The 18,006-nt window shown below is 63.9% G+C and carries 14 protein-coding genes; 4 read left to right on the top strand and 10 right to left on the bottom strand.

The window, feature by feature from the left end:
• The first annotated feature begins 1 nt into the window (after window position 1).
• Both ATN38_RS02380 and ATN38_RS02375 read left to right on the top strand, forming a co-directional pair.
• A complete protein-coding gene (locus ATN38_RS02380; protein ID WP_003942563.1) occupies window positions 2-1,042 on the top strand; it encodes a ParB/RepB/Spo0J family partition protein in 1,041 nt (346 codons plus the stop codon).
• A gap of 255 nt (window positions 1,043-1,297) precedes the next feature.
• Window positions 1,298-1,981, top strand: a complete 684-nt coding sequence (locus tag ATN38_RS02375) for a GNAT family N-acetyltransferase (protein ID WP_218747539.1) — start codon at window positions 1,298-1,300, stop codon at window positions 1,979-1,981.
• 20 nt (window positions 1,982-2,001) lie between these two features.
• Here ATN38_RS02375 and ATN38_RS02370 read toward each other — a convergent pair whose 3' ends face one another.
• The 4 genes from ATN38_RS02370 to nox form a co-directional block, all read right to left on the bottom strand.
• On the bottom strand, window positions 2,002-3,192 hold the full coding sequence (locus ATN38_RS02370; protein WP_003942558.1) for an N-acetylmuramoyl-L-alanine amidase: 1,191 nt from the start codon (window positions 3,190-3,192) through the stop codon (window positions 2,002-2,004).
• Window positions 3,193-3,320: 128 nt separating this feature from the next.
• Entirely contained in the window at window positions 3,321-3,644 is a 324-nt protein-coding gene (gene trxA, locus ATN38_RS02365; protein ID WP_003942530.1) for a thioredoxin, read from the bottom strand.
• A 38-nt stretch (window positions 3,645-3,682) separates the two neighbouring features.
• On the bottom strand, window positions 3,683-4,690 hold the full coding sequence (trxB, locus tag ATN38_RS02360; RefSeq protein ID WP_218747538.1) for a thioredoxin-disulfide reductase: 1,008 nt from the start codon (window positions 4,688-4,690) through the stop codon (window positions 3,683-3,685).
• Between the two features lie 131 nt (window positions 4,691-4,821).
• Window positions 4,822-6,033, bottom strand: a complete 1,212-nt coding sequence (gene nox, locus ATN38_RS02355; RefSeq protein WP_218747537.1) for a 4,4'-dithiodibutanoate disulfide reductase — start codon at window positions 6,031-6,033, stop codon at window positions 4,822-4,824.
• Window positions 6,034-6,131: 98 nt separating this feature from the next.
• Between nox and ATN38_RS02350 the strand changes: the two genes are divergently transcribed.
• On the top strand, window positions 6,132-6,698 hold the full coding sequence (locus tag ATN38_RS02350; RefSeq protein WP_030537491.1) for a helix-turn-helix domain-containing protein: 567 nt from the start codon (window positions 6,132-6,134) through the stop codon (window positions 6,696-6,698).
• Window positions 6,699-6,707: 9 nt separating this feature from the next.
• On the opposite strand, the gene ATN38_RS02345 is transcribed toward ATN38_RS02350, so the two are convergent.
• From ATN38_RS02345 to ATN38_RS02325, 5 genes are read right to left on the bottom strand one after another with little or no spacing between them, the layout of a single operon-like run.
• Window positions 6,708-7,424, bottom strand: coding sequence for a hypothetical protein (locus tag ATN38_RS02345; protein WP_218747536.1), 717 nt, complete (start codon window positions 7,422-7,424; stop codon window positions 6,708-6,710).
• 53 nt (window positions 7,425-7,477) lie between these two features.
• Complete coding sequence (gene sigM / locus ATN38_RS02340; protein WP_074447119.1) at window positions 7,478-8,104, bottom strand: RNA polymerase sigma factor SigM; 627 nt, start codon at window positions 8,102-8,104, stop codon at window positions 7,478-7,480.
• Window positions 8,105-8,151: 47 nt separating this feature from the next.
• Entirely contained in the window at window positions 8,152-12,210 is a 4,059-nt protein-coding gene (locus tag ATN38_RS02335) for a lipid II flippase MurJ (RefSeq protein ID WP_218747535.1), read from the bottom strand.
• The gene (locus ATN38_RS02330) at window positions 12,207-14,561 is read right to left on the bottom strand and encodes a DUF6049 family protein (RefSeq protein ID WP_218747533.1); all 2,355 of its coding nucleotides are present in this window, start codon (window positions 14,559-14,561) and stop codon (window positions 12,207-12,209) included. The genes ATN38_RS02335 and ATN38_RS02330 overlap by 4 nt, the downstream gene beginning before the upstream one ends.
• Entirely contained in the window at window positions 14,558-15,130 is a 573-nt protein-coding gene (locus ATN38_RS02325; RefSeq protein ID WP_037130264.1) for an NUDIX hydrolase, read from the bottom strand. Before ATN38_RS02325 ends, ATN38_RS02330 begins: the two co-directional genes overlap by 4 nt.
• 111 nt (window positions 15,131-15,241) lie before the next feature.
• Here ATN38_RS02325 and ATN38_RS02320 point away from each other — a divergent pair, with 111 nt between their 5' ends.
• On the top strand, window positions 15,242-16,693 hold the full coding sequence (locus ATN38_RS02320) for a CCA tRNA nucleotidyltransferase (RefSeq protein ID WP_003942535.1): 1,452 nt from the start codon (window positions 15,242-15,244) through the stop codon (window positions 16,691-16,693).
• Here the strand turns inward: ATN38_RS02320 and ATN38_RS02315 are convergent.
• Window positions 16,677-17,984, bottom strand: a complete 1,308-nt coding sequence (locus ATN38_RS02315) for an MFS transporter (protein ID WP_075835067.1) — start codon at window positions 17,982-17,984, stop codon at window positions 16,677-16,679. The genes ATN38_RS02320 and ATN38_RS02315 overlap by 17 nt on opposite strands.
• Between the last annotated feature and the right edge of the window lie 22 nt (window positions 17,985-18,006).

Genomic DNA, 18,006 nt, shown 5'->3' with positions numbered 1-18,006 from the left:
GATGAGTCAAGCACGCAAAGGTGGATTGGGCCGCGGCTTGGCTGCTCTCATCCCCACTGGGCCAGCCACGGCGCCGGGTCTGGGATCGGCTGCAGCGGACGTCGTAATCGGCGTCGACAAGCGCAACCCCTCCCCTCCCCCACCGACCAAAGCGGCCCCGAAAACGCCGAAAGCCACCAAGGCGTCGGCTGCGAAGGCTCCGGTGGAAGCTGAGCCGGAGACCGAACTCGAGCCGACCGGCGCGGTCTATCTCGAGATCGAACCGAGCCTGATCGAGACGAACCCGAAGCAGCCTCGCAGCGTTTTCGACGAGGAAGCACTCGCGGAGTTGGTTCACTCGATCCGCGAGTTCGGCTTGATGCAGCCGATCGTGGTCCGTCGTCACGGTGACAAGTACCAACTTGTCATGGGTGAGCGTCGCTGGCGTGCGAGCCAGGAAGCCGGGCTGGAGAAGATTCCGGCGATCATTCGTGAAACAGATGACGACTCGATGCTGCGCGACGCGCTCCTCGAGAACATCCATCGAGTGCAGTTGAACCCCCTCGAGGAGGCAGCGGCGTATCAGCAGCTGCTCGAGGAGTTCGAAGTCACCCACGAAGAATTGGCTAATCGGATCGGACGTTCGCGTCCCGTCGTGACCAACATGATTCGTCTGCTGAAGCTGCCGGTGGCGGTTCAGCGTCGCGTTGCGGCTGGAGTACTTTCGGCCGGCCATGCTCGCGCATTGCTGTCCCTTGAGGCGGGTGCCGACGCTCAGGAGGTCATGGCGGCGCGCATCGTCGCGGAAGGAATGTCTGTTCGCGCGACGGAGGAAGCAGTCACTCTCGCCAACCGGGCGGATAATGAGATCGCTCCCCCACAGAAGCGCAAGCCCATCGTGATGCCGGGTCTGCAGGATGTGGCCGAGCGGTTGTCGGACTCGTTCGACACTCGGGTGACTGTCAGTCTGGGCAAGCGGAAGGGAAAGATTGTGGTCGAATTCGGCTCGGTCGACGACCTACAACGCATCGTCGGAATGATGGAAGCGCAGAAATCGACGTAGTGAACTCGGATGCCCGTTTGGTGACGTAATGACGATGACCGGGCACACCACCTATTTTCGTCACTGTGACGAATTTAGGTGGTCCGACCTTCTCGAAATCTTGAACCGGGACGAAAGATGTTGAACAGCAATACATTAGAGCGATCAACTCTCGCGCCACTGCCGACTCGGTACAGCTGGCCTATCCTGGAGAAGAAAAAAGCGGCGGGCGAACATCAAAACCGCTTCGGGGACCTACGGAGAGTGAGTTAGTCAGTGTCGACTCACGTCATCACCTCTCTCACACTCGACAGCCTCGATCAGCTTTCCGCCCATGCGCGCCGATGCGTGTTCTGGGAGATGGACCCGGGCGCGCTTCATGACGCCCGAGGATTCTGTGATCAGGAATTCGAGAAGGAAGCCTGGCTGTCGATGGTCATGCTCGAGTGGGGTTCGTGCGGACAGGTCGCCGTCCGCGACGGAAAGCCGCTCGGCAGTGCGTTGTACGCCCCTCCCCGCATGATCCCGCGCGCGCAACTGTTTCCCACCAGCCCGGTCAGCTCGGACGCAGTGCTTCTCACAAGCCTTCGCCTCGAGCCCTCGGGCATAGAGGAAGAACTAGGGCCGAGCCTGCTGGCCGCTGTCGTGACAGATCTGGTCCGACGAGGAGTTCGTGCGCTCGAGGCATTCGGTATCCGTAGCGGCGACTCGGGGCCAGCTTCCGACGTGGCCAGCGCAACCGCAGCTTTGGAATGTTCACCCGCAGAATGCATGATCAATGCCGAGTTCCTCGAGGATTACGGTTTCGAGGTCGTGGCACCGCACCATCGTTATCCGCGCCTTCGTCTCGAACTCAATCGAGATCACGAATGGAAAGTCGACGTCGAAGAAGCCCTCGACCGTCTATTGAAGGCCGCAGCTCTCGAAATGGTGGAGATCAGCGAACTCGCCAGAGTGTGAGCAGGTGCCGACCGCAGGACCTACGAAATGCGGTCGGCTACCGAAAGTTCTTCTGCGAGAAGCTCGGCGAAGGTGAAGGTGCCGGTCGGCTGATCGTCTTGACCCAGTAGGTACAGCCGCTTGACCGAGATCAAGATGGCTTCGGCGATGGTGTCACGCATCCGCGGATTCGTCAGTACCGCAACGTCGGACGCGTTGGACAGGTAGCCGAGATCGATCTGTACCGTCGGCATGTTGGTCAGGCGCAACAACTCCCACGTTCGACCGTGAGTTCTGCAGTCCCGCAACGGAGTTCGCGCAACGATCTCGCGCTGAACGAAACCGGTCAACACCTGCCCGATCATCGAGACCGAACCGTGCGAATTTCCGAAGTGGAAGCTCGCGACGCCGTTCGCCGACGGGCTCGAGTTGCTGTCGCAGCGCAGGGAGATCATCAGATCGGCGTCGAATGCGTTGGACGTCAGCGCGCGCTCGGCCTCGCTCGGATCGGCGTTGTGCGGGCGGGAGAGGAAGGTTTCCATCCCGGTTGCTGCCATCCGCCCCTCGAGGCGCATAGCCAGATCCCACAGGATGTCGGCTTCGGAGATGCCGTTGACGATGGTGCCGGTGGACGGACCACCGAGGCCTGGATCGATGACGATGCGCTTGCCGCCCAGTTGCGGGCCCTTGCGCCGCACCAGTTCCTCTTCGCTGATCGCATGTGGGGAACCACCGGTGACGCGGGTTCCCAGAAGTTCCAGCGAACGGAGTGTCTGCGGTCCGCAGATACCGTCGGCGGCAATCCCGATTTCACGCTGGAAAGACGAGAGAGATTCGTGGGTCTGCGGGCCGAAGAAACCGTCGACCCGACCTGCGTAGAAGCCGAGGTCCTGCAGTTTGGCCTGCAGAGCTGCGACGTCGTCGCCGTACAGCGGCGCAGAAAGCTGGTAAATCAACGTACGGGCGCCCAGGCGGTACGAGGCCTCGCGAAGTGACCGATAGGTGGCCGGGCCCACGATGCCGTCGACAAGGAGCCCACGCTGCTGCTGGAAGGCGCGAACGGCGCTGTCGAGTTGATGATCGAAGATGGCGTCGGGTGCAACCCAGTGGGCACCGTCGGCGCTTTCACGTCGAATACCGGAAGTTCCGTGATGGAGGTATCCCAGCTTCGTCAATGTGCCCCGAATCTCGGCGACGGCCGGGCCGTGATCGCCGTGTCGGAGTCTGTGCATGCGTGAAAGCCTCTCGGATCGGTTAACGAATTCGATCGATGTGCCTGGTCGTAGACCCGATCAGGCACATCGATCGATTATCTCAGAAATTCTGTGGATTGCGAGAATCCACGATGCTCATCCAGCCGTCAGAGAACGTCTGCGAGGTCCTTGAGCAGTGCGGCCTTGCCCTTGGCGCCGACGATCGTCTTGATCGGCTTGCCGTCCTTGAACAGGATCATCGTCGGGATCGACATGACCTGGAAATCGCGGGCGGCCGCCGGGTTGGCGTCGATGTCGAGCTTCGCGACGGTCAGCTTCTCGCTGTTCTCACCGGCGATCTCCTCGAGGACCGGGGCGACCATCTTGCACGGGCCGCACCAGGTTGCCCAGAAATCGACCAGAACGGGCTTGTCGCTGCCCAGGACGTCCTGCTTGAAGGAATCGTCGGTGATGGTGACGGTATTCGACACTGTTACTCCTCGAGGGTTGGGTACGACAGCTTGATGAATCAGGGAGCGCCGACGACGTCGACCGTGTGGCCGGCAGCGTCGAGCGTGTTGGCGGTGATGTCGCCGCGGTCGGCCAGCCAGCGTTCGGCGTCGATTGCTGCGGAGCATCCGGTGCCGGCAGCGGTGATCGCCTGGCGGTACGTGTGATCGACCAGGTCACCGGCAGCGAAGACGCCGTCGACGGAGGTCGCGGTGGAACCGGGAGCGACGCGCACGTATCCGGCGTCGTCGAGATCGATCTGGCCCTTGACGAGCTCACTGCGCGGGTCATGGCCGATGGCGACGAACATGCCGGTGATCTCGAGTGTGGAGGTCTCACCCGTGACGGTGTCACGAACGACGAGCCCGGTGACGCTGTTCTCGCCGAGGACCTCGACGGGCTCCGCGTTGGTCAGGAAGCGGATCTTCTCGTTGGCCTTGGCGCGCTCGAGCATGATCCGTGAGGCGCGGAATTCCTCGCGGCGGTGCACCAGGGTGACCGAGCGAGCGAAGCGGGTCAGGAAGGTTGCCTCTTCCATCGCGGAGTCGCCGCCGCCGACCACGACGATGTCCTGGTCACGGAAGAAGAAGCCGTCGCAGGTGGCGCAGGCGCTGACGCCGCGGCCGAGGAGGCGTTCTTCACCGGGAATGCCGAGGTAACGGGCTGCCGCGCCCATGGCGAGGATGATCGCGTGCGCGGCGTACGTTTCGCCGTTCGCGACGACCGTCTTGATCGGGCCGCTGAGATCGATCTCTTCGACGTCCTCGGTGCGGATGTCGGTATCGAAGCGAAGTGCCTGCTCACGCATCTGTTCCATCAGGTCGGGGCCCATGATTCCTTCGCGGAATCCGGGGAAGTTCTCGACCTCGGTGGTGGTCATGAGGGCGCCACCGAACTGGGTTCCCTCGAAGAGCACGGGCTGGAGCTCAGCACGCGCGGTGTAGACACCAGCGGTGTAACCGGCCGGTCCGGAACCGACAATGATGACGTCATGGACCGCGGGCGTGTTTTCCAGCTGGGTGGTCATGCGAGCCTTCCAATAGTGAGTGCAGACCCTCCGCTTCTTGGAGAGCCGTACCGATCAACACCAGGATAAGGGGTGTTGTTCCCGCACTCGGCTGGAAAGTGGCTCACAGCCGGCAGCTCACAGTGTGGGACTCACTGGGCGGGGCGCGGTGCCTCCCGAACCACAAGTGCGTCCCGAACCACACAGCGCGTGCCGGTGTAGATGGTGGGCATGCACTTGTTGCAGTGGATACACAGCCCCTCGTCGACGCTCTCGGCTTGGAATTTGTTGACCAGCTGTGGGTCCCTGAGGAGCGCACGCGCCATGGCGACGAACTCGAACCCTTCGTCCAGCGCGTGCTCGATGGTGTCGACGCGGTTGATGCCGCCGAGCAGGATCAGCGGCATCTTCAGCGCTTGCCGGAACTGACGGGCGAAGGGCAGGAAGAAGCCCTCCTCGAACGGGTACGTCGGAAAGAGTTTGGGACCGTAGAACTTCAGCCCGTACCCGACGAGTTTGGGTTGGGAGGCGACAAACTCAGCCAGTGGGACCTCGCCGCGGAAGAAGTACATTCCGTTGAGAAGTGAACTGCCACCGGTCAATTGCATCGCGTCGAGGTGGCCGTCGGCTTCGAGGATCTGGGCGATCGGCAGGCTCTGGTCGAGCCACAGACCTTTCGGCACCCCATCGGACATGTTGAATTTCGCGGTGACCGCCACGCTGGATCCAGCGGCCCGTCGCACCGCTTCGACGACTCGACGCGGATACTCGGCGCGCTTGGCGACGCTGCCACCGTATCGATCGTGGCGCTTGTTCAGATTGGGGCTCATGAACGAACTGAGGAGGTAGTTGTGGCCGAGATGGACCTCGATGGCGTCGAATCCTGCGTCCACGGCGACGTGAGCGGTCCGTTCGAAGTCGGAGACGACACCGTCGAGTTCGGCGAGTGTCGCGCCCTTGACGAGGCCCATCGCGGGCGGACTCAGCCGGGTCGACGGCGCCAGAGTCTTCGTCTTGTTGGAGAGCGTGTTGGCGACCAGTCCCGCGTGGCCGATCTGTGCCGCAGCAAGTGCGCCTTCGGCGTGGACGGCGTCGGTCAGTCTGCGTAGTCCCGGCAGCGCGCGCTCGTCCATGACAAGGGTGTCGCGGTGGACTCGTCCACCTGGTGAGACGGCGCAGTAGGCGACAGTGGTCATCGCGGCCCCGCCGCGGGCCACCTCGGCGTGGAAGTTGATCAGATCGTCCGAGACCGCTCCCCGGGGCATGACGCCCTCGAACGTTGCAGCTTTCACGATGCGGTTGCGCAAGGTCAGAGGGCCGAGACGTGCGGGTTCGAATATCGACGGTGTGGGCGCTGTGGTCATTTTCAACTTCCTGCGGCGGCCTGATCTTTACGATGCCAGTGGACTCGTAACTACGACGATATAGCGCCTACTCCCAATCTGTCCGACAATTCGACACGATGAATGCCACAGGATCAGGTCGCCCACGAGACCCACGCATCGACGACACAGTCCTCGAGGTCACCCGAGCGATGCTCCTCGAGGTCGGTTGGGATCAACTCAGTCTCCGGGCGATCGCGGCACGGGCAGGGGTCAGCCGAGCCTCGATGTCGCGGCGATGGCCGTCGAAGGCACATCTTGTTCTCGGGTCGATCCTGGGGGCGACACCGGACCTGACACCGTTCGAGGGCACCGATCGCGACGGCTGGATCCGTTGGGTGGTGGAGGGAAGTGCTCAGCTCTTCTCCCGTCCCGAGGTTCGCGCCGCGTCGCCAGGATTGCTGGCGGCCCTGCGCGACCACGACGATCTGCGCAACGAATTGTGGCGCGGGTTCAGTGGGCCGAGTACGCAACTCTTCCTTCAGAACGCCGAAGATCCCGAATCGGCGCTGCTCGACGCCAAGGCCGTGCTGGTTTTGGCGGCCGGAGCAGCGATGTTCTCGAGTCTGATAGCGGTCGAGGACGATACGGATGCGTTGCGCGGGAGAATTCTCGAACTCCTGCTACCCGCCGCAACGCCGCGCTGACCGTCGACCTCAGCCGATGTTCTTGACCGACAACGTATTCGGATTCCCGTCGCTGCAGTTGATGCCAACAGTCAGTGCAGTGATCTGACGCGGCTGCGATCCCGTGAAGAGTAGGACTATCGCCGGCGCCCCGTCGATGCGAATCTCGCCGGAACCGAGCAGAGGCCGGCCCTCGCCGATGCCGTTGGCGCGTAGGCATCCGGCAAGTTTGGATGGATCATCCAGTGGTCCAAGGTTTTTGGATCCGACGAGTGAGAGCAGGGACGCCGAATCCGGATCGTCGACAGCAGACGTCGCCGGTGTGCTCGGTTGAGCGACAACACTTTCGGCAGGTTCGGAATCTCGGGTTCCGATAACAACGATCACGAAGGCTACCAACACGGCTGCTGCGGCACCGAGAACCCACGCTTGTGGGCGCCGCCGGAACGGCACGACAGCTGCCTCAGCTGGCGGCTCCAGCTGTTCTGACTGTAGATCCAGTGCCGAATTGATTCGCTCGGCAAGCGAATTCGGAATCCGTTCGTGAGTGGCCTTGCTCGAGTTCAGTGTCGCGAGTGATGCCGTGACGCCGTCAAGGGCGGTGACAAATGCATGGGCGTCAGGATCTGCGTGTACCACCGGCCACAGAGCCGCACTGGTTTCGGAATCGAGAACCCCGGCGTGAAGATCTGCGAGTAGGTCTTCCGAAAACGGAGGCGACGGAACGCGAACAGACGGATCTGTCATGAACCCTCCCTCGGCAGTCGGTGCGGACCCTTACAAGATAGGACGCGGCCGGTTCACGAATGGTTCCCGCCTTCGCGAAAGTCCTCCAACTGGGCGGCGAGACGCTTGCGCGCGCGGGCGCAGCGACTCTTCACGGTCCCTACGGGCACTCCCAACCTCTCGGCGGCCTCGGCTACCGGATACCCCTCGACATCGACGGCGACGACGGCAGCACGCTGCTCAGGCGGCAGCGATGCCAGTGCCTGTTCGACGGTCAGGCTCATGTCCACTCCTGCCGCGTAATCGCGGTGATCGCGGGGTTCCTCCGCATTCTCGGAAGACAGAGAAAACGCGGCCCGCGATTTGTTGCGTCGGATCCGGTCGAGGCAGGCATTGACCACGATGGTGTGGAGCCAACTACGCACCGCCGCGTCGCCGCGGAACTTCGCGGCCTTGCGGTGCGCGGACAGCAGACCCTCCTGGAGAGCGTCGGCCGCATCCTCGTCCGAGTAGCTCGTTCGCCGGGCAACGTGCCACAGATGATCCTGATGCCTGGTCAGTAGTTCACGGAACGCATGCCGATCGCCCTCGACATGAGCAGTCAACAATTCGAAATCCGTCGCCTCGAGATTCTTGTTCTCGAAACTTCTGGATTCGAATTTTCCGGCTCCGCCCCCGGTGCCCCCCCGATAACTGTGCACGGGCGGATATTAGCCCAGTCGGTAGGTTTCAGAAGGGCCAAGGGCGATCACTTTGCAGCAGTGAATGCAATCTCCGAGATGGATGTCTGGTTTTGTCCGGATTCGGTGCTGAGCTGCGTAATCCAAACCAGGACATACTGACCCGAGCCGTCCGACGTGACTGGAATGTCGGTCACGCCGTTCTTCAGGACACCCGATCCGATTTCCTTGGTCTGATCCAGCGAAGTATTCGCAGAAGGGGCAGAACGGATTTCAACGACGGTTCCCGGCGAATCAGACGTGATCGCAACGTTCTTCAGGTTGGCGGCATCGGCAAGCGTCACCATCAGGCCGACACCGTTCTTCAGCGACGGGAACGGCTGGAAGTACGAATCCGACGACCATGCGGTGGCCGGATTGCCGTCGATGGCGTTCTTCGCTGTTGCCGGCTGATCCGGCGTTCCCTGGGGTGAGAACACCGTTACGGCCGAGGAAGCTACCGGAACGGTTGCTGCCGCCGGTGCGGGCGCCGGTGAATTGTTCTCGGGCGCAGTGGCTTCGGTGGTCAGTCCGAAACTCTGCTCGCTGAGCGGGGTGTCGTTACTGCCACCCGAGAGGAAGCTCGCTACCCACACCACAAGGAGAATCAGGACGATCACGGTGAAGACACCGAGCGCCGTCAGTGCCGCGAGCATCCGCGTCGACTTCTTCTTCTCGGCCTCGATGGCTTCGGGGTCGTTCAGTGCATGACCCGACGCACCCTGTTCGCGGTGGCCGAGACGAAGTGCCGGAATCATTTCCGTCTTGTCGTTGACGACGGACGCCTGATCGAGGATGTGCTGCACGGTGGCAGCAGTGCGGATTCCACTCTCCGACTGCAACGCTCGAACCGCAACGGCCGAGATGTCGAACGGAACCTCCGGACGGACGACCCGAGGCTCGACGATGTTCCCGTCGGCGCCGCGGCCGGCGGGAAGCAAACCACCGACGGGACCGGCGGACGGATCGGCGAGCGGCCAGCGCGCCGTGATGAGCGAGTACAGCATGGCGCCGAGACCGCGGACGTCGCTGGTGGAATCGGCGTCGGCAAGCGTCGCCGGGAACGCCAGTACGGCGTCACCGTTGATGCTGATGCGAACGCGGTCCGGGTGATCGATGGACAGCGCACCGCCGGTGCGGTGAGCAGCTTCGGCAGCCGCCGCGAGGGCGCGGATGGCGCGGGCTGCACCGATCGGCGACGGCGTCGTCTCGGCCATCTCACGCAGCGAGCGGCCGGGAGTCCATTCGGCGACGACGATGCCGCCCGAGCTTCCGCGGACGACGTCGAGGACGCGAGCCAGACCGGGCGAGTTGATTCGTCCCAGGCGCAGAGTGCGTGAGAGAACTGCCTGCGGTCCGGACTGGCTGTCGTCGTCACCGCGCTGATCGGCGTCGACGAACGTCAGGGCTACTTCACGGTCGAGCTTGACGTCGAGAGCTTCCCAGAACTGCAGTCCGCGGGTTCCGCCGTGCGGCGCGAGCAGACGGTAGCGTCCGCCGGCGACAGATGCGCCGGGGATGAGCTTGGGTCCACGTGGCATCGGTCGCTGGGCCGGTCGTGATGCGGATCCGGCGGAAGGTGTGCGAGGTGCAGCGGGCGGTGGTGTCTGAGCGGCAGCCGTCTTCTGAGATTCGGGTGCCTTCTTGTCCGGAGCAGGCGTCTTCGGCGCGGGTGTCTTCGAGACAGGTGCTGAAGGTGTCTTCGACACGGGCGCCGAAGGTGTCTTGGACACACTGACCGGAGGTACCGGCGGAGCGGCCTTCTGCACCGGCGGCTGCGGCTTCTGACCCTGCGGGCTTTGGCCCTGCTGCGGTCGCTGTGCGGGCTGCTGTGGCTTCTGACCCTGCTGTGGCTTCTGACCCTGCTGTGGCTTCTGACCCTGCTGTGGCTTCTGGCCGGCAGATGCGGAGGAACTCGTGGATGCAGGTGTGCCCGACGATGCCGTTGACTTCTGTTCGGACGCTTTCACGGCAGAAGTCCCGGCACTCTTGTTGCCGGAAACGTTGTCGTCGCTCACCCTCGCTCCTTCTCCATCGATAGCCCGTCCCCGAATACGCGCGGGTTGCGATCCTGTACGCCCACGACCAGGGTACGGGAGCGCACCCGGTCGTTCTTGCTCGTTTGATTCCGTTCTGATTGCAGGAATCAGCTCGGTGACGTCGTCGTCGGTGTTGTTACGTGTGTCCGGTTCGGCGCGACCTGTCAGTGAACGAATCTTGCGGGAGACCGCAACCGTTACCGACAGAACCTCCGGAACCTTCTTGAAGTAGAGAATCGTGAAGGTGATCGCGAGCATCAGAATGCCGCCGACGGCGACGCGAACCATCGAGCCAGGTCCGCCGAAACGCTCGGTGAGTTGATCGAATCCGAGGACCCGGTCGACCGCGAGCATGGTCAACGACCCGGCTAGCGAGGCGAGTACGACGGACCAGACTGTCTTGCCCACGTTGGCCATCTGCAGGTTTCCGAGGCTGCGGTGCAGGAGGTACCCGCCGATGACGGCGCCGGTGATGTAGCCGAGACCGTTGGCCGCACCGAGCAGGATCACGACCTGATCGCTGTTGGACGCGAAGACCGGAGCCAGCGCCGAGAAAGCGATCTTCACTGCAGTGATGCCGAGAACGATCCACGTCGGCGTCCAGGCCTGTTCGCGGGCGTAGAACACTCGAAGTTGGATCAGGACCAGTGCGTACGGAATCAACGTGAATGCCGACCAGCTCACAGCGGTGCCGAGTCGTTCGGCCTGTTCGGGTCCGAAGCGGCCGTAACCGTAGAGCGCTTCACCGACCTGCGGACCCATGAAGGTCAGGAACATGATGATCGGAACCAGCGTGATCATGGTCAGACGTGTTGCGACCGACAGATCGTCCACGACGGCCGGGGTGTCGTCGGCCGCAGCGTTGCGGCTCAGGCGCGGCATGATCGCGGTCAGAACCGTCACTCCGAGCACGCCGTACGGGAGTTGCAGGAGCAACCAGGCCTGGCTGTAGATGGCAGGGCCGGCTTCGTCGGCATGTGAGGAAATCTTGGTCGCGAAGATCATGCCCATCTGGCTGATCAGGACGTACAAGACGATGGCGACGGCCATGCCGCCGAACTGGCGCAGGCGATCGTCGAGACCCCACAGCGGCTTGAGCGAGATCTTCTCGCGGCGAAGCGCGGGGATCAGGCTGGCTGCCTGCACGATGACGCCGATGGTGATGCCGATACCGAGGGTGAGCAGCTTTGCGTCGCCCATCGAGACCGGATCAAGCGAGATCTCGCCCGGAGTCAGGCGGTAGATCACGAGCACCACGAGGACGACGACGTTGTTGAGTACGGGAGCCCAGGCTCCGGGCTTGAAGATCTGCCTGGTGTTCAGAAACGCTGTGAACAGCGCCGACAGCCCGTAGAACAGGATCGCCGGCAGAAGTAGATACGACAGCGCCGTGGTCAGGTCGGTGCTGACCTTGCCGTCTTCGGACAGGAAGACGTATTTGGTGAGTACGGGTGCTGCCAGGGTCGCGAGCAGCGCGGCCATGCCCAGTAGGACGAGCGACGCCGTGAAGAGGCGTCGGACAAACGCTTCGCCGTGATCGGCGTCCTCCCGCTCGGCGCGGACCAGCACGGGGACGACGATGGCAGTCAGCACGGCGCCCAGAACCAGTTCCGCGATCATGTTCGGAATCTGGCTGGCGACGGTGAACGAGCTGGCGATGGCGGGGCCGAGGACCATCAGGATCATCAACTGCTTGGCGAATCCCGTGATACGGCTCGTCAGCGTCGCGATCGCGATGGAACCCGTTGCCGCGAGGAGTCGAGAGTTCGTCTCCTTGCGTTCCCCGACCTGGACATGGGCGTCGGTGTCGAACTCGTCCGACGTGGTCGTCTGCCGGTCGGCGAATTCCATCTCGGCTTCGCGGTACCGGGGGTAGTCGCGGATCACCGGGATGGTCATGGTGGGTGCGTCGTCGAAACGTGCGTCCGGGTTGACCGGCTGGATCGGGTAACCACGCTCCCACGGTGGCATCCGAGGATGCGAGCGGGTCGTGGCACTCTTGCGGGTGATCGCCGAGCGGCGACCCTCCTCGGGTGGATTCCCGGTCATGAGCGTTCGTACCCTTCATCTGCTGGGTCCGGCTGACCCTTGAATCGATGCCACAGCCGTCGCCCTGCCAGGAACAGCAGCAACCCTCCCGCTGTCGCCGTCACGGCGGCCAGGGGACGACCGTACGCATTCGACCGTACGGTCACGCTGGTCGGCGTACCCAATTGGCGGCCATCTGTCGTGGTCAGCGAGAAGTTGACTTCCAGCTTGCGAGAATCGTTCATTTCCGCGGGCACAGTCAACTGTCGGCTACCTCGCGGCGGAAGCTGTTTGGGACCGATGTCACTGATCTGCATCTCGGGTGGGGCTTCCACACGCAGGTCGACGTTGATGGCGATGGGCAGCTCGTTGCGCGCCACCAGGAGGAGCGGACTCTGCCCCGACGCGAGGGTGTAGACGCCGCCCGGCGACACCACACTGACGGCCCGGTACATCCCGTCGACGGCTTCGGTGACGTTGTCGGCGCGGATGGTCGCAGCGCGCTCCGCCCGATTGACCGAAGCGGAGTCGACGTTGCGGCGATCGGCCAAGGTCATCGAGCGGAGCAGATCTTCGCGGAGCGGCGCCGTGAATCCCCGGGGGGTGAGCGAAGCCGCCGGATCGTCCACGAGCGAAGCTTCGAGCCCGTCGATACGCGGAAGTTGGGTGGTTGCGGTCTCGACGACGGACGTTTGCGGACCGTCCTGGGTAGCCCGGTCCGGGTAGTCGAGAGTGGCAGCGTCCGTCGCGCCCGGTTGCCTGCCGAGCAGTGCCGGCAGGGCCTGAGGTGAGGCGAGCCCGGACCGGATGAGGGTCGCGAGCATCGAGAGCACCGCCGTGGCGTCGTTGCTGTCGGCGGTCCACAGTTGCGGCGGCGCGAAGATCTGATTGCGCGGCAGCGACGTCGGCGTCAGCGCGGCCCAGGCCATCGCCCCCAGCGCGTCCTGACGCCGGGCGCTGCGCGATTCGATGTCGATGGTCGGCGCGGTGTCGTCGGGGATGTACGACGGGACCTGCGGCTCCGAGCCGGTGGCGGCCAGCGCCGCTGCCGCCGAGGTGTCGAAGGCAAGCGCGTCGAGTGAGCCGGTTATCCGCGACGACAGCTGCGGAGCTGCCGAGTCGACGGAAGTGTCAGCCACCATCGCTGTGGTGGGATTCACGCTCAGCACCTCTGCGGTGGCCGAGTCGAGGACACCCGAATCCGGCCAGACGAAATCTCGCAGTGAGGTCACGCCGAGGATGTTGTCGACGATGTCCGCCGGCCGTGTGAGCGCGGTAGCCGTCAACTCCGGATTGGCCACCGAGGTGACCGCGGCGAGATCGGACTGCGCGAACGGAACCGCCGTCGTGCACATCGAGGACGCGAGCGTCTTCACCCGGCCGAGCCACTGGTTGGCGGCGTCGCTGCCGCGGCCTTCGTGCGACGGCCCGGTGGGGTCGGACGAGTTGTCGGCCACGAGGTATCCGCGAGTCATGTTCTCGACGGTGATCAGAAGGTCGGGGTCGATTGCCAGGCAGAGCGCATCCGTGACGCGGCGATCGGTATCGCTCTCGGGCTTGGTGGCGTTCTCCACCGCATCGACCAACGCGTCCAGACGGCCGCCGTCGGAAAGTTCGGTGGCAAGTTCGTCGTCGATCAGGCGTACGGGCTCGTTGACCGCGCCGGGGATTCCGCCGACGAGGCGTGGCGCATCGGCCAGCGGCCACATGAGCGTGACGCCGATCGGGGCGGACGTGTCGGGGGGAACGACGGCCGTGGCGGACGAACTGGGGGTTCCGGCTGTGGCGTTCGATTCGGCTGCGGCCGGCACACCGAGGACGGGGAGCAGGAAGCGTGCGTCGTCGAGTCGGGCGGCACCGCCGTACTCCGGGGTGCCGTTCACGTTGACGAGCATCGGGTAGACGCCCGGTTCGGTGATGTCGAGAGACAACCCGGTAGTGCTCCGCAGCGGCAAGGTGAGCGTGAACTGCTTGGACTGGCCGGTGTCGAGGGTGGTGGCGACGGTGTCGAATTCGCCGACCGTGTCGAAAACAGCCTGGTCGAAATCGAGTGCTGCGCGCACGTCGGAACTGGAGTCGATCGCGGGAGCGCGTTGCAGCCTCACCCCGACGTCCTCGACGGGACGGTCACCGACGTTCTTCACCGTGCCCTTGACCACGACGTTGCGGTCGCTGGTGGTCGTCACGGTGGTCGGTGCGGTGGAGTCGATGGTCAGTTGCAGAAATTTGGCATCGTTGGTGTTTCGCGCCGGGGCGCGCTCACTGGGCTGGCTGGACGGCGCTGCACCTGCGACGGCCGTCGTTGCAGGCCCGAAACCGACAGCGGCCATCACCAGAGCGGCCACACCGGCCCGCCGCAGAGCCATTCTCATCCGGCGTCCGGTTCCTTCGGGTGCTGTGTTCGCAGAATCTCAGGTCGCGGCATTTCGGCGATCATCTGCGATGCAAGTTCGGCCAGCTTGCGCTCGTCGGCGTATGCGAGTCGCTTGTGCAGTTCCGTCAGCGGCACCCAGGCGACTTCGGTGACCTCGATGTCCTCGTCGGAGAGTTCACCGCCGAGAAAGCGGAGGAGATAGTGGTGCACGGTCTTGTGGACGCGTCGACCTTCGGTCACGAACCAGTAGTCGATGCTGCCCAGCGGTGCCAGGACGGTTCCCTGGATACCGGTTTCTTCTTCGACCTCACGCATCGCGGTCTGCTCGGCGGTCTCACCTTGTTCGATATGGCCCTTGGGTAGCGACCAGAGCAGGCGTCCGCGGCGGTCGGTTCGGCCGATCAGTGCAGCGCAGAGGCGTTCCGGGGGTCCTCCCCAGCCGTCGACGACCAAGCCGCCCGCAGAAGTTTCACGGACGGTTCGCATCAAAGGTTTATCGGGGTTGCCGACGGCAGGTCGACGCCGCGGGTTGCGGCGACTCCTGTTTGTTCGTTCGGCACCAGACACCTCATCGATACTAGTTGGCGTTGCAGCGTTGCCCGGTAACCCGCGCAAAGCGGTCTATCGCGTTCGTATGCGCGTTCTGCTATTTGCGCACCTTAAGTAAGCTCCTTTCACGTGACTGTCCCTACCTCCGACGCTGATCGCCGCCTACGACTGCTTGCCGACGCCACTGCAACGCTCGGCACGTTGTCCGACGTGTTGAACCCGCTCGGTGAGCGTTTTGCTGCGGCCGGTCACGAGCTGTTCCTGGTGGGTGGCAGTGTTCGCGACGCGATCCTCGGCCGCTTCAGTGGCGATCTGGACTTCACGACGGACGCCAGGCCGGAGAAGGTTCAGGCTCTGCTCAAGGGCTGGGTGGACAAGCAGTGGGACACGGGCATCGAGTTCGGGACCATCAGCGCCATCAAGCACGGCCAGGAGATCGAAATCACGACCTTCCGGGCCGACGCTTACGATCGCGTCTCTCGTAATCCGATAGTCGAGTACGGCACGACGTTGGCCGACGATCTGGTGCGCCGCGATTTCACCGTCAACGCGATGGCGATGAAGATCGGCGCGGACGGTTCCTACACATTTGTCGATCCGCTGAACGGCATGGACGCGCTGTTGGCCGGAGAGCTAGATACGCCGTCGGCGCCGGAAAACTCGTTCAACGACGATCCGCTGCGGATGCTGCGCGCAGCCCGGTTCGTCTCGCAGCTTGGTTTCACGTTGAACAATCGCGTTTTCGAGGCCATCAAGGAGATGGCGTCGCAGATCGAGCGGATCACCGCCGAGCGTGTGCAGGTCGAGCTGAACAAACTGATGCTCGGCATGTACCCGGTGGACGGCATCAACATGATGGTCGACTCCGGACTGGCTGCATACGTGCTGCCCGAGGTTCCGCAGATGAAGCTCGAGATCGACGAGCATCACCAGCACAAGGACGTCTACCAGCACTCCCTCACGGTGCTCCAGCAGGCGATCGATCTCGAAGAAGGCGATCCGGACCTCGTATTGCGTTGGGCAGCACTGCTTCACGACATCGGAAAGCCGGATACCAAGCGTAACGAGCCTGGCGGTGGGGTCAGCTTCCACCACCACGAGGTGGTCGGCGCCAAGCTGGTGCGCAAGCGCATGCGGGCACTGAAGTTCTCGAAGCAGATGGTCGACGACGTCTCACAGCTCGTGTTCCTGCACTTGCGTTTTCACGGCTACGGCAAGGGACAGTGGACCGACTCGGCGGTGCGGCGGTACGTCACCGACGCGGGCGAGCTGCTCCCCCGCTTGCACAAGCTCGTGCGGGCCGACTGCACCACACGCAACAAGCGTCGCGCCGCGCAGCTGCAGGCCACGTACGACGACATCGAAGAGCGGATCGCGCGCATCGCCGAGCAGGAAGACCTTGCTCGGGTGCGTCCGGACCTCGACGGCAACGCCATCATGGAGCTGCTGAACATCCCGGCCGGCCCGCAGGTGGGCAAGGCATGGACGTTCCTCAAGGAATTACGTCTGGATCGCGGCCCGCTCGAGCGTGACGAGGCCGAGGCCGAACTGCTGAAGTGGTGGGCTACCCAGCAGGGCTAGTTTCTCGTTTCTTGCGGTTGATCAGCACCGCTGACAATCCGGCGGCATAGACACCCGCACCGGCAACGGCCAGGCCGACGCTCTTGCCGTCGGGTGCGATCACCGTCGACGCTGCCGCGATCGCACCGATGAACGCGACGTTGAACACGGTGTCCTGCAGGGCGAATACCTGACCTCGACGGTCGTCGTCGATGTCGATCTGCATGGCCGCGTCGCCGCTGAGTTTCACGGACTGGCCGGCGATGCCGAGCAGGAAAGCGGCGATCAGCAGCGACCCCTGAGTCAGCGTGGTCACGAAGACGAGCTGGACGAGAACCGCGCACACCAGGGCGTAGGTGATCGTCCGTGAGCGACCGATCCGCGGGATGAGGAACGGTGTGATCAATGCCGCGATCAGCATTCCGATTGCCGTGGCGCCGACGGCGACGCCGAATCCGGCCATCCCTCCAGGTAATTGGGAGCCGTTCGAGGTGTCGCGTAGGACCAGCACCATGATGAGGGTGTTGATGCCGAAGCAGATGCGGTGCGCTCCGATTCCGATCATCGCCGTGGTGACGCCGGGCGCCTCCCAGACAGCGGTTGCCCCGGTGCGCAGTCCGGCCGTCACCGAACGGACGGCACTGGCGCGGACCACTTCGTCGGCGACCGGACCAAGTGAGCGGGCGGTGAACCTGGCCGCGGCGAGGGCCGCGATCACCGATCCCAGTGCTGCGATGGCCACGGCGGCGCCTGACGCTCGATCCCCCGCGCCGATCATGCCGATGATCGCCACCGCTGCCGAAGCACCCAGGGCCGCTATCACCGAACCAGCGGTTGTAAGAACGGAATTGGTTGCCACCAGCCACGATTGCCGGACGACCTTCGGCAGGGCTGCGGATACGCCTGCCCCGACAAAGCGACTGACTCCGATTGCAGCAAGCGCACAGGTCAACAACAGAGTGTCACCGCCGCCGGCGACCAACAGCACCGCAGTGGTCAGGATGAAGAGCCCGCGGAGCACGCTCGCCCACAGGAGCACCAGGCGGCGGTCCCAACGATCCAGCAGAGCGCCGGCAAAGGGGCCGATCACCGAATAAGGAAGGAGCAGTACGGCAAAGCCGGCCGCTATCGCCACCGGATCGGTTTCGCGTTCCGGGTTGAAGAGGATTGCGCCGCCGAGCGCGGCCTGGAACATTCCGTCGCCGAACTGGCTGGAAAAGCGGACGAGCGCCAGCCTTCCGAGGCCGGGTGATTCACGCAGGGTGTGCAGTACGCGCTGCCAGGCCTCGCGGCGGTTCGAGGCTCGGTTCATAAGCGGAAACTGTAGTGGGTGG

It is taken from the genome of Rhodococcus sp. FH8, assembly GCF_019266085.1.
In the GTDB taxonomy this organism is placed as follows: Bacteria; Actinomycetota; Actinomycetes; order Mycobacteriales; family Mycobacteriaceae; genus Rhodococcus_F; species Rhodococcus_F qingshengii.
The sequence above is the reverse complement of the archived record's forward strand: the minus strand, read 5'-3'. Positions and strand labels throughout refer to the sequence as shown.

What these genes read in the sequence shown, in the direction of transcription:
- ATN38_RS02380 (WP_003942563.1), top strand. Translation starts at nt 2, where the DNA reads ATGAGTCAAGCACGCAAAGGTGGATTGGGCCGCGGCTTGGCTGCTCTC.
- ATN38_RS02370 (WP_003942558.1), bottom strand. Translation starts at nt 3,192, where the DNA reads ATGCACAGACTCCGACACGGCGATCACGGCCCGGCCGTCGCCGAGATT.
- trxB (WP_218747538.1), bottom strand. Translation starts at nt 4,690, where the DNA reads ATGACCACCCAGCTGGAAAACACGCCCGCGGTCCATGACGTCATCATT.
- nox (WP_218747537.1), bottom strand. Translation starts at nt 6,033, where the DNA reads ATGACCACAGCGCCCACACCGTCGATATTCGAACCCGCACGTCTCGGC.
- ATN38_RS02350 (WP_030537491.1), top strand. Translation starts at nt 6,132, where the DNA reads ATGAATGCCACAGGATCAGGTCGCCCACGAGACCCACGCATCGACGAC.
- ATN38_RS02345 (WP_218747536.1), bottom strand. Translation starts at nt 7,424, where the DNA reads ATGACAGATCCGTCTGTTCGCGTTCCGTCGCCTCCGTTTTCGGAAGAC.
- ATN38_RS02335 (WP_218747535.1), bottom strand. Translation starts at nt 12,210, where the DNA reads ATGACCGGGAATCCACCCGAGGAGGGTCGCCGCTCGGCGATCACCCGC.
- ATN38_RS02330 (WP_218747533.1), bottom strand. Translation starts at nt 14,561, where the DNA reads ATGAGAATGGCTCTGCGGCGGGCCGGTGTGGCCGCTCTGGTGATGGCC.
- ATN38_RS02315 (WP_075835067.1), bottom strand. Translation starts at nt 17,984, where the DNA reads ATGAACCGAGCCTCGAACCGCCGCGAGGCCTGGCAGCGCGTACTGCAC.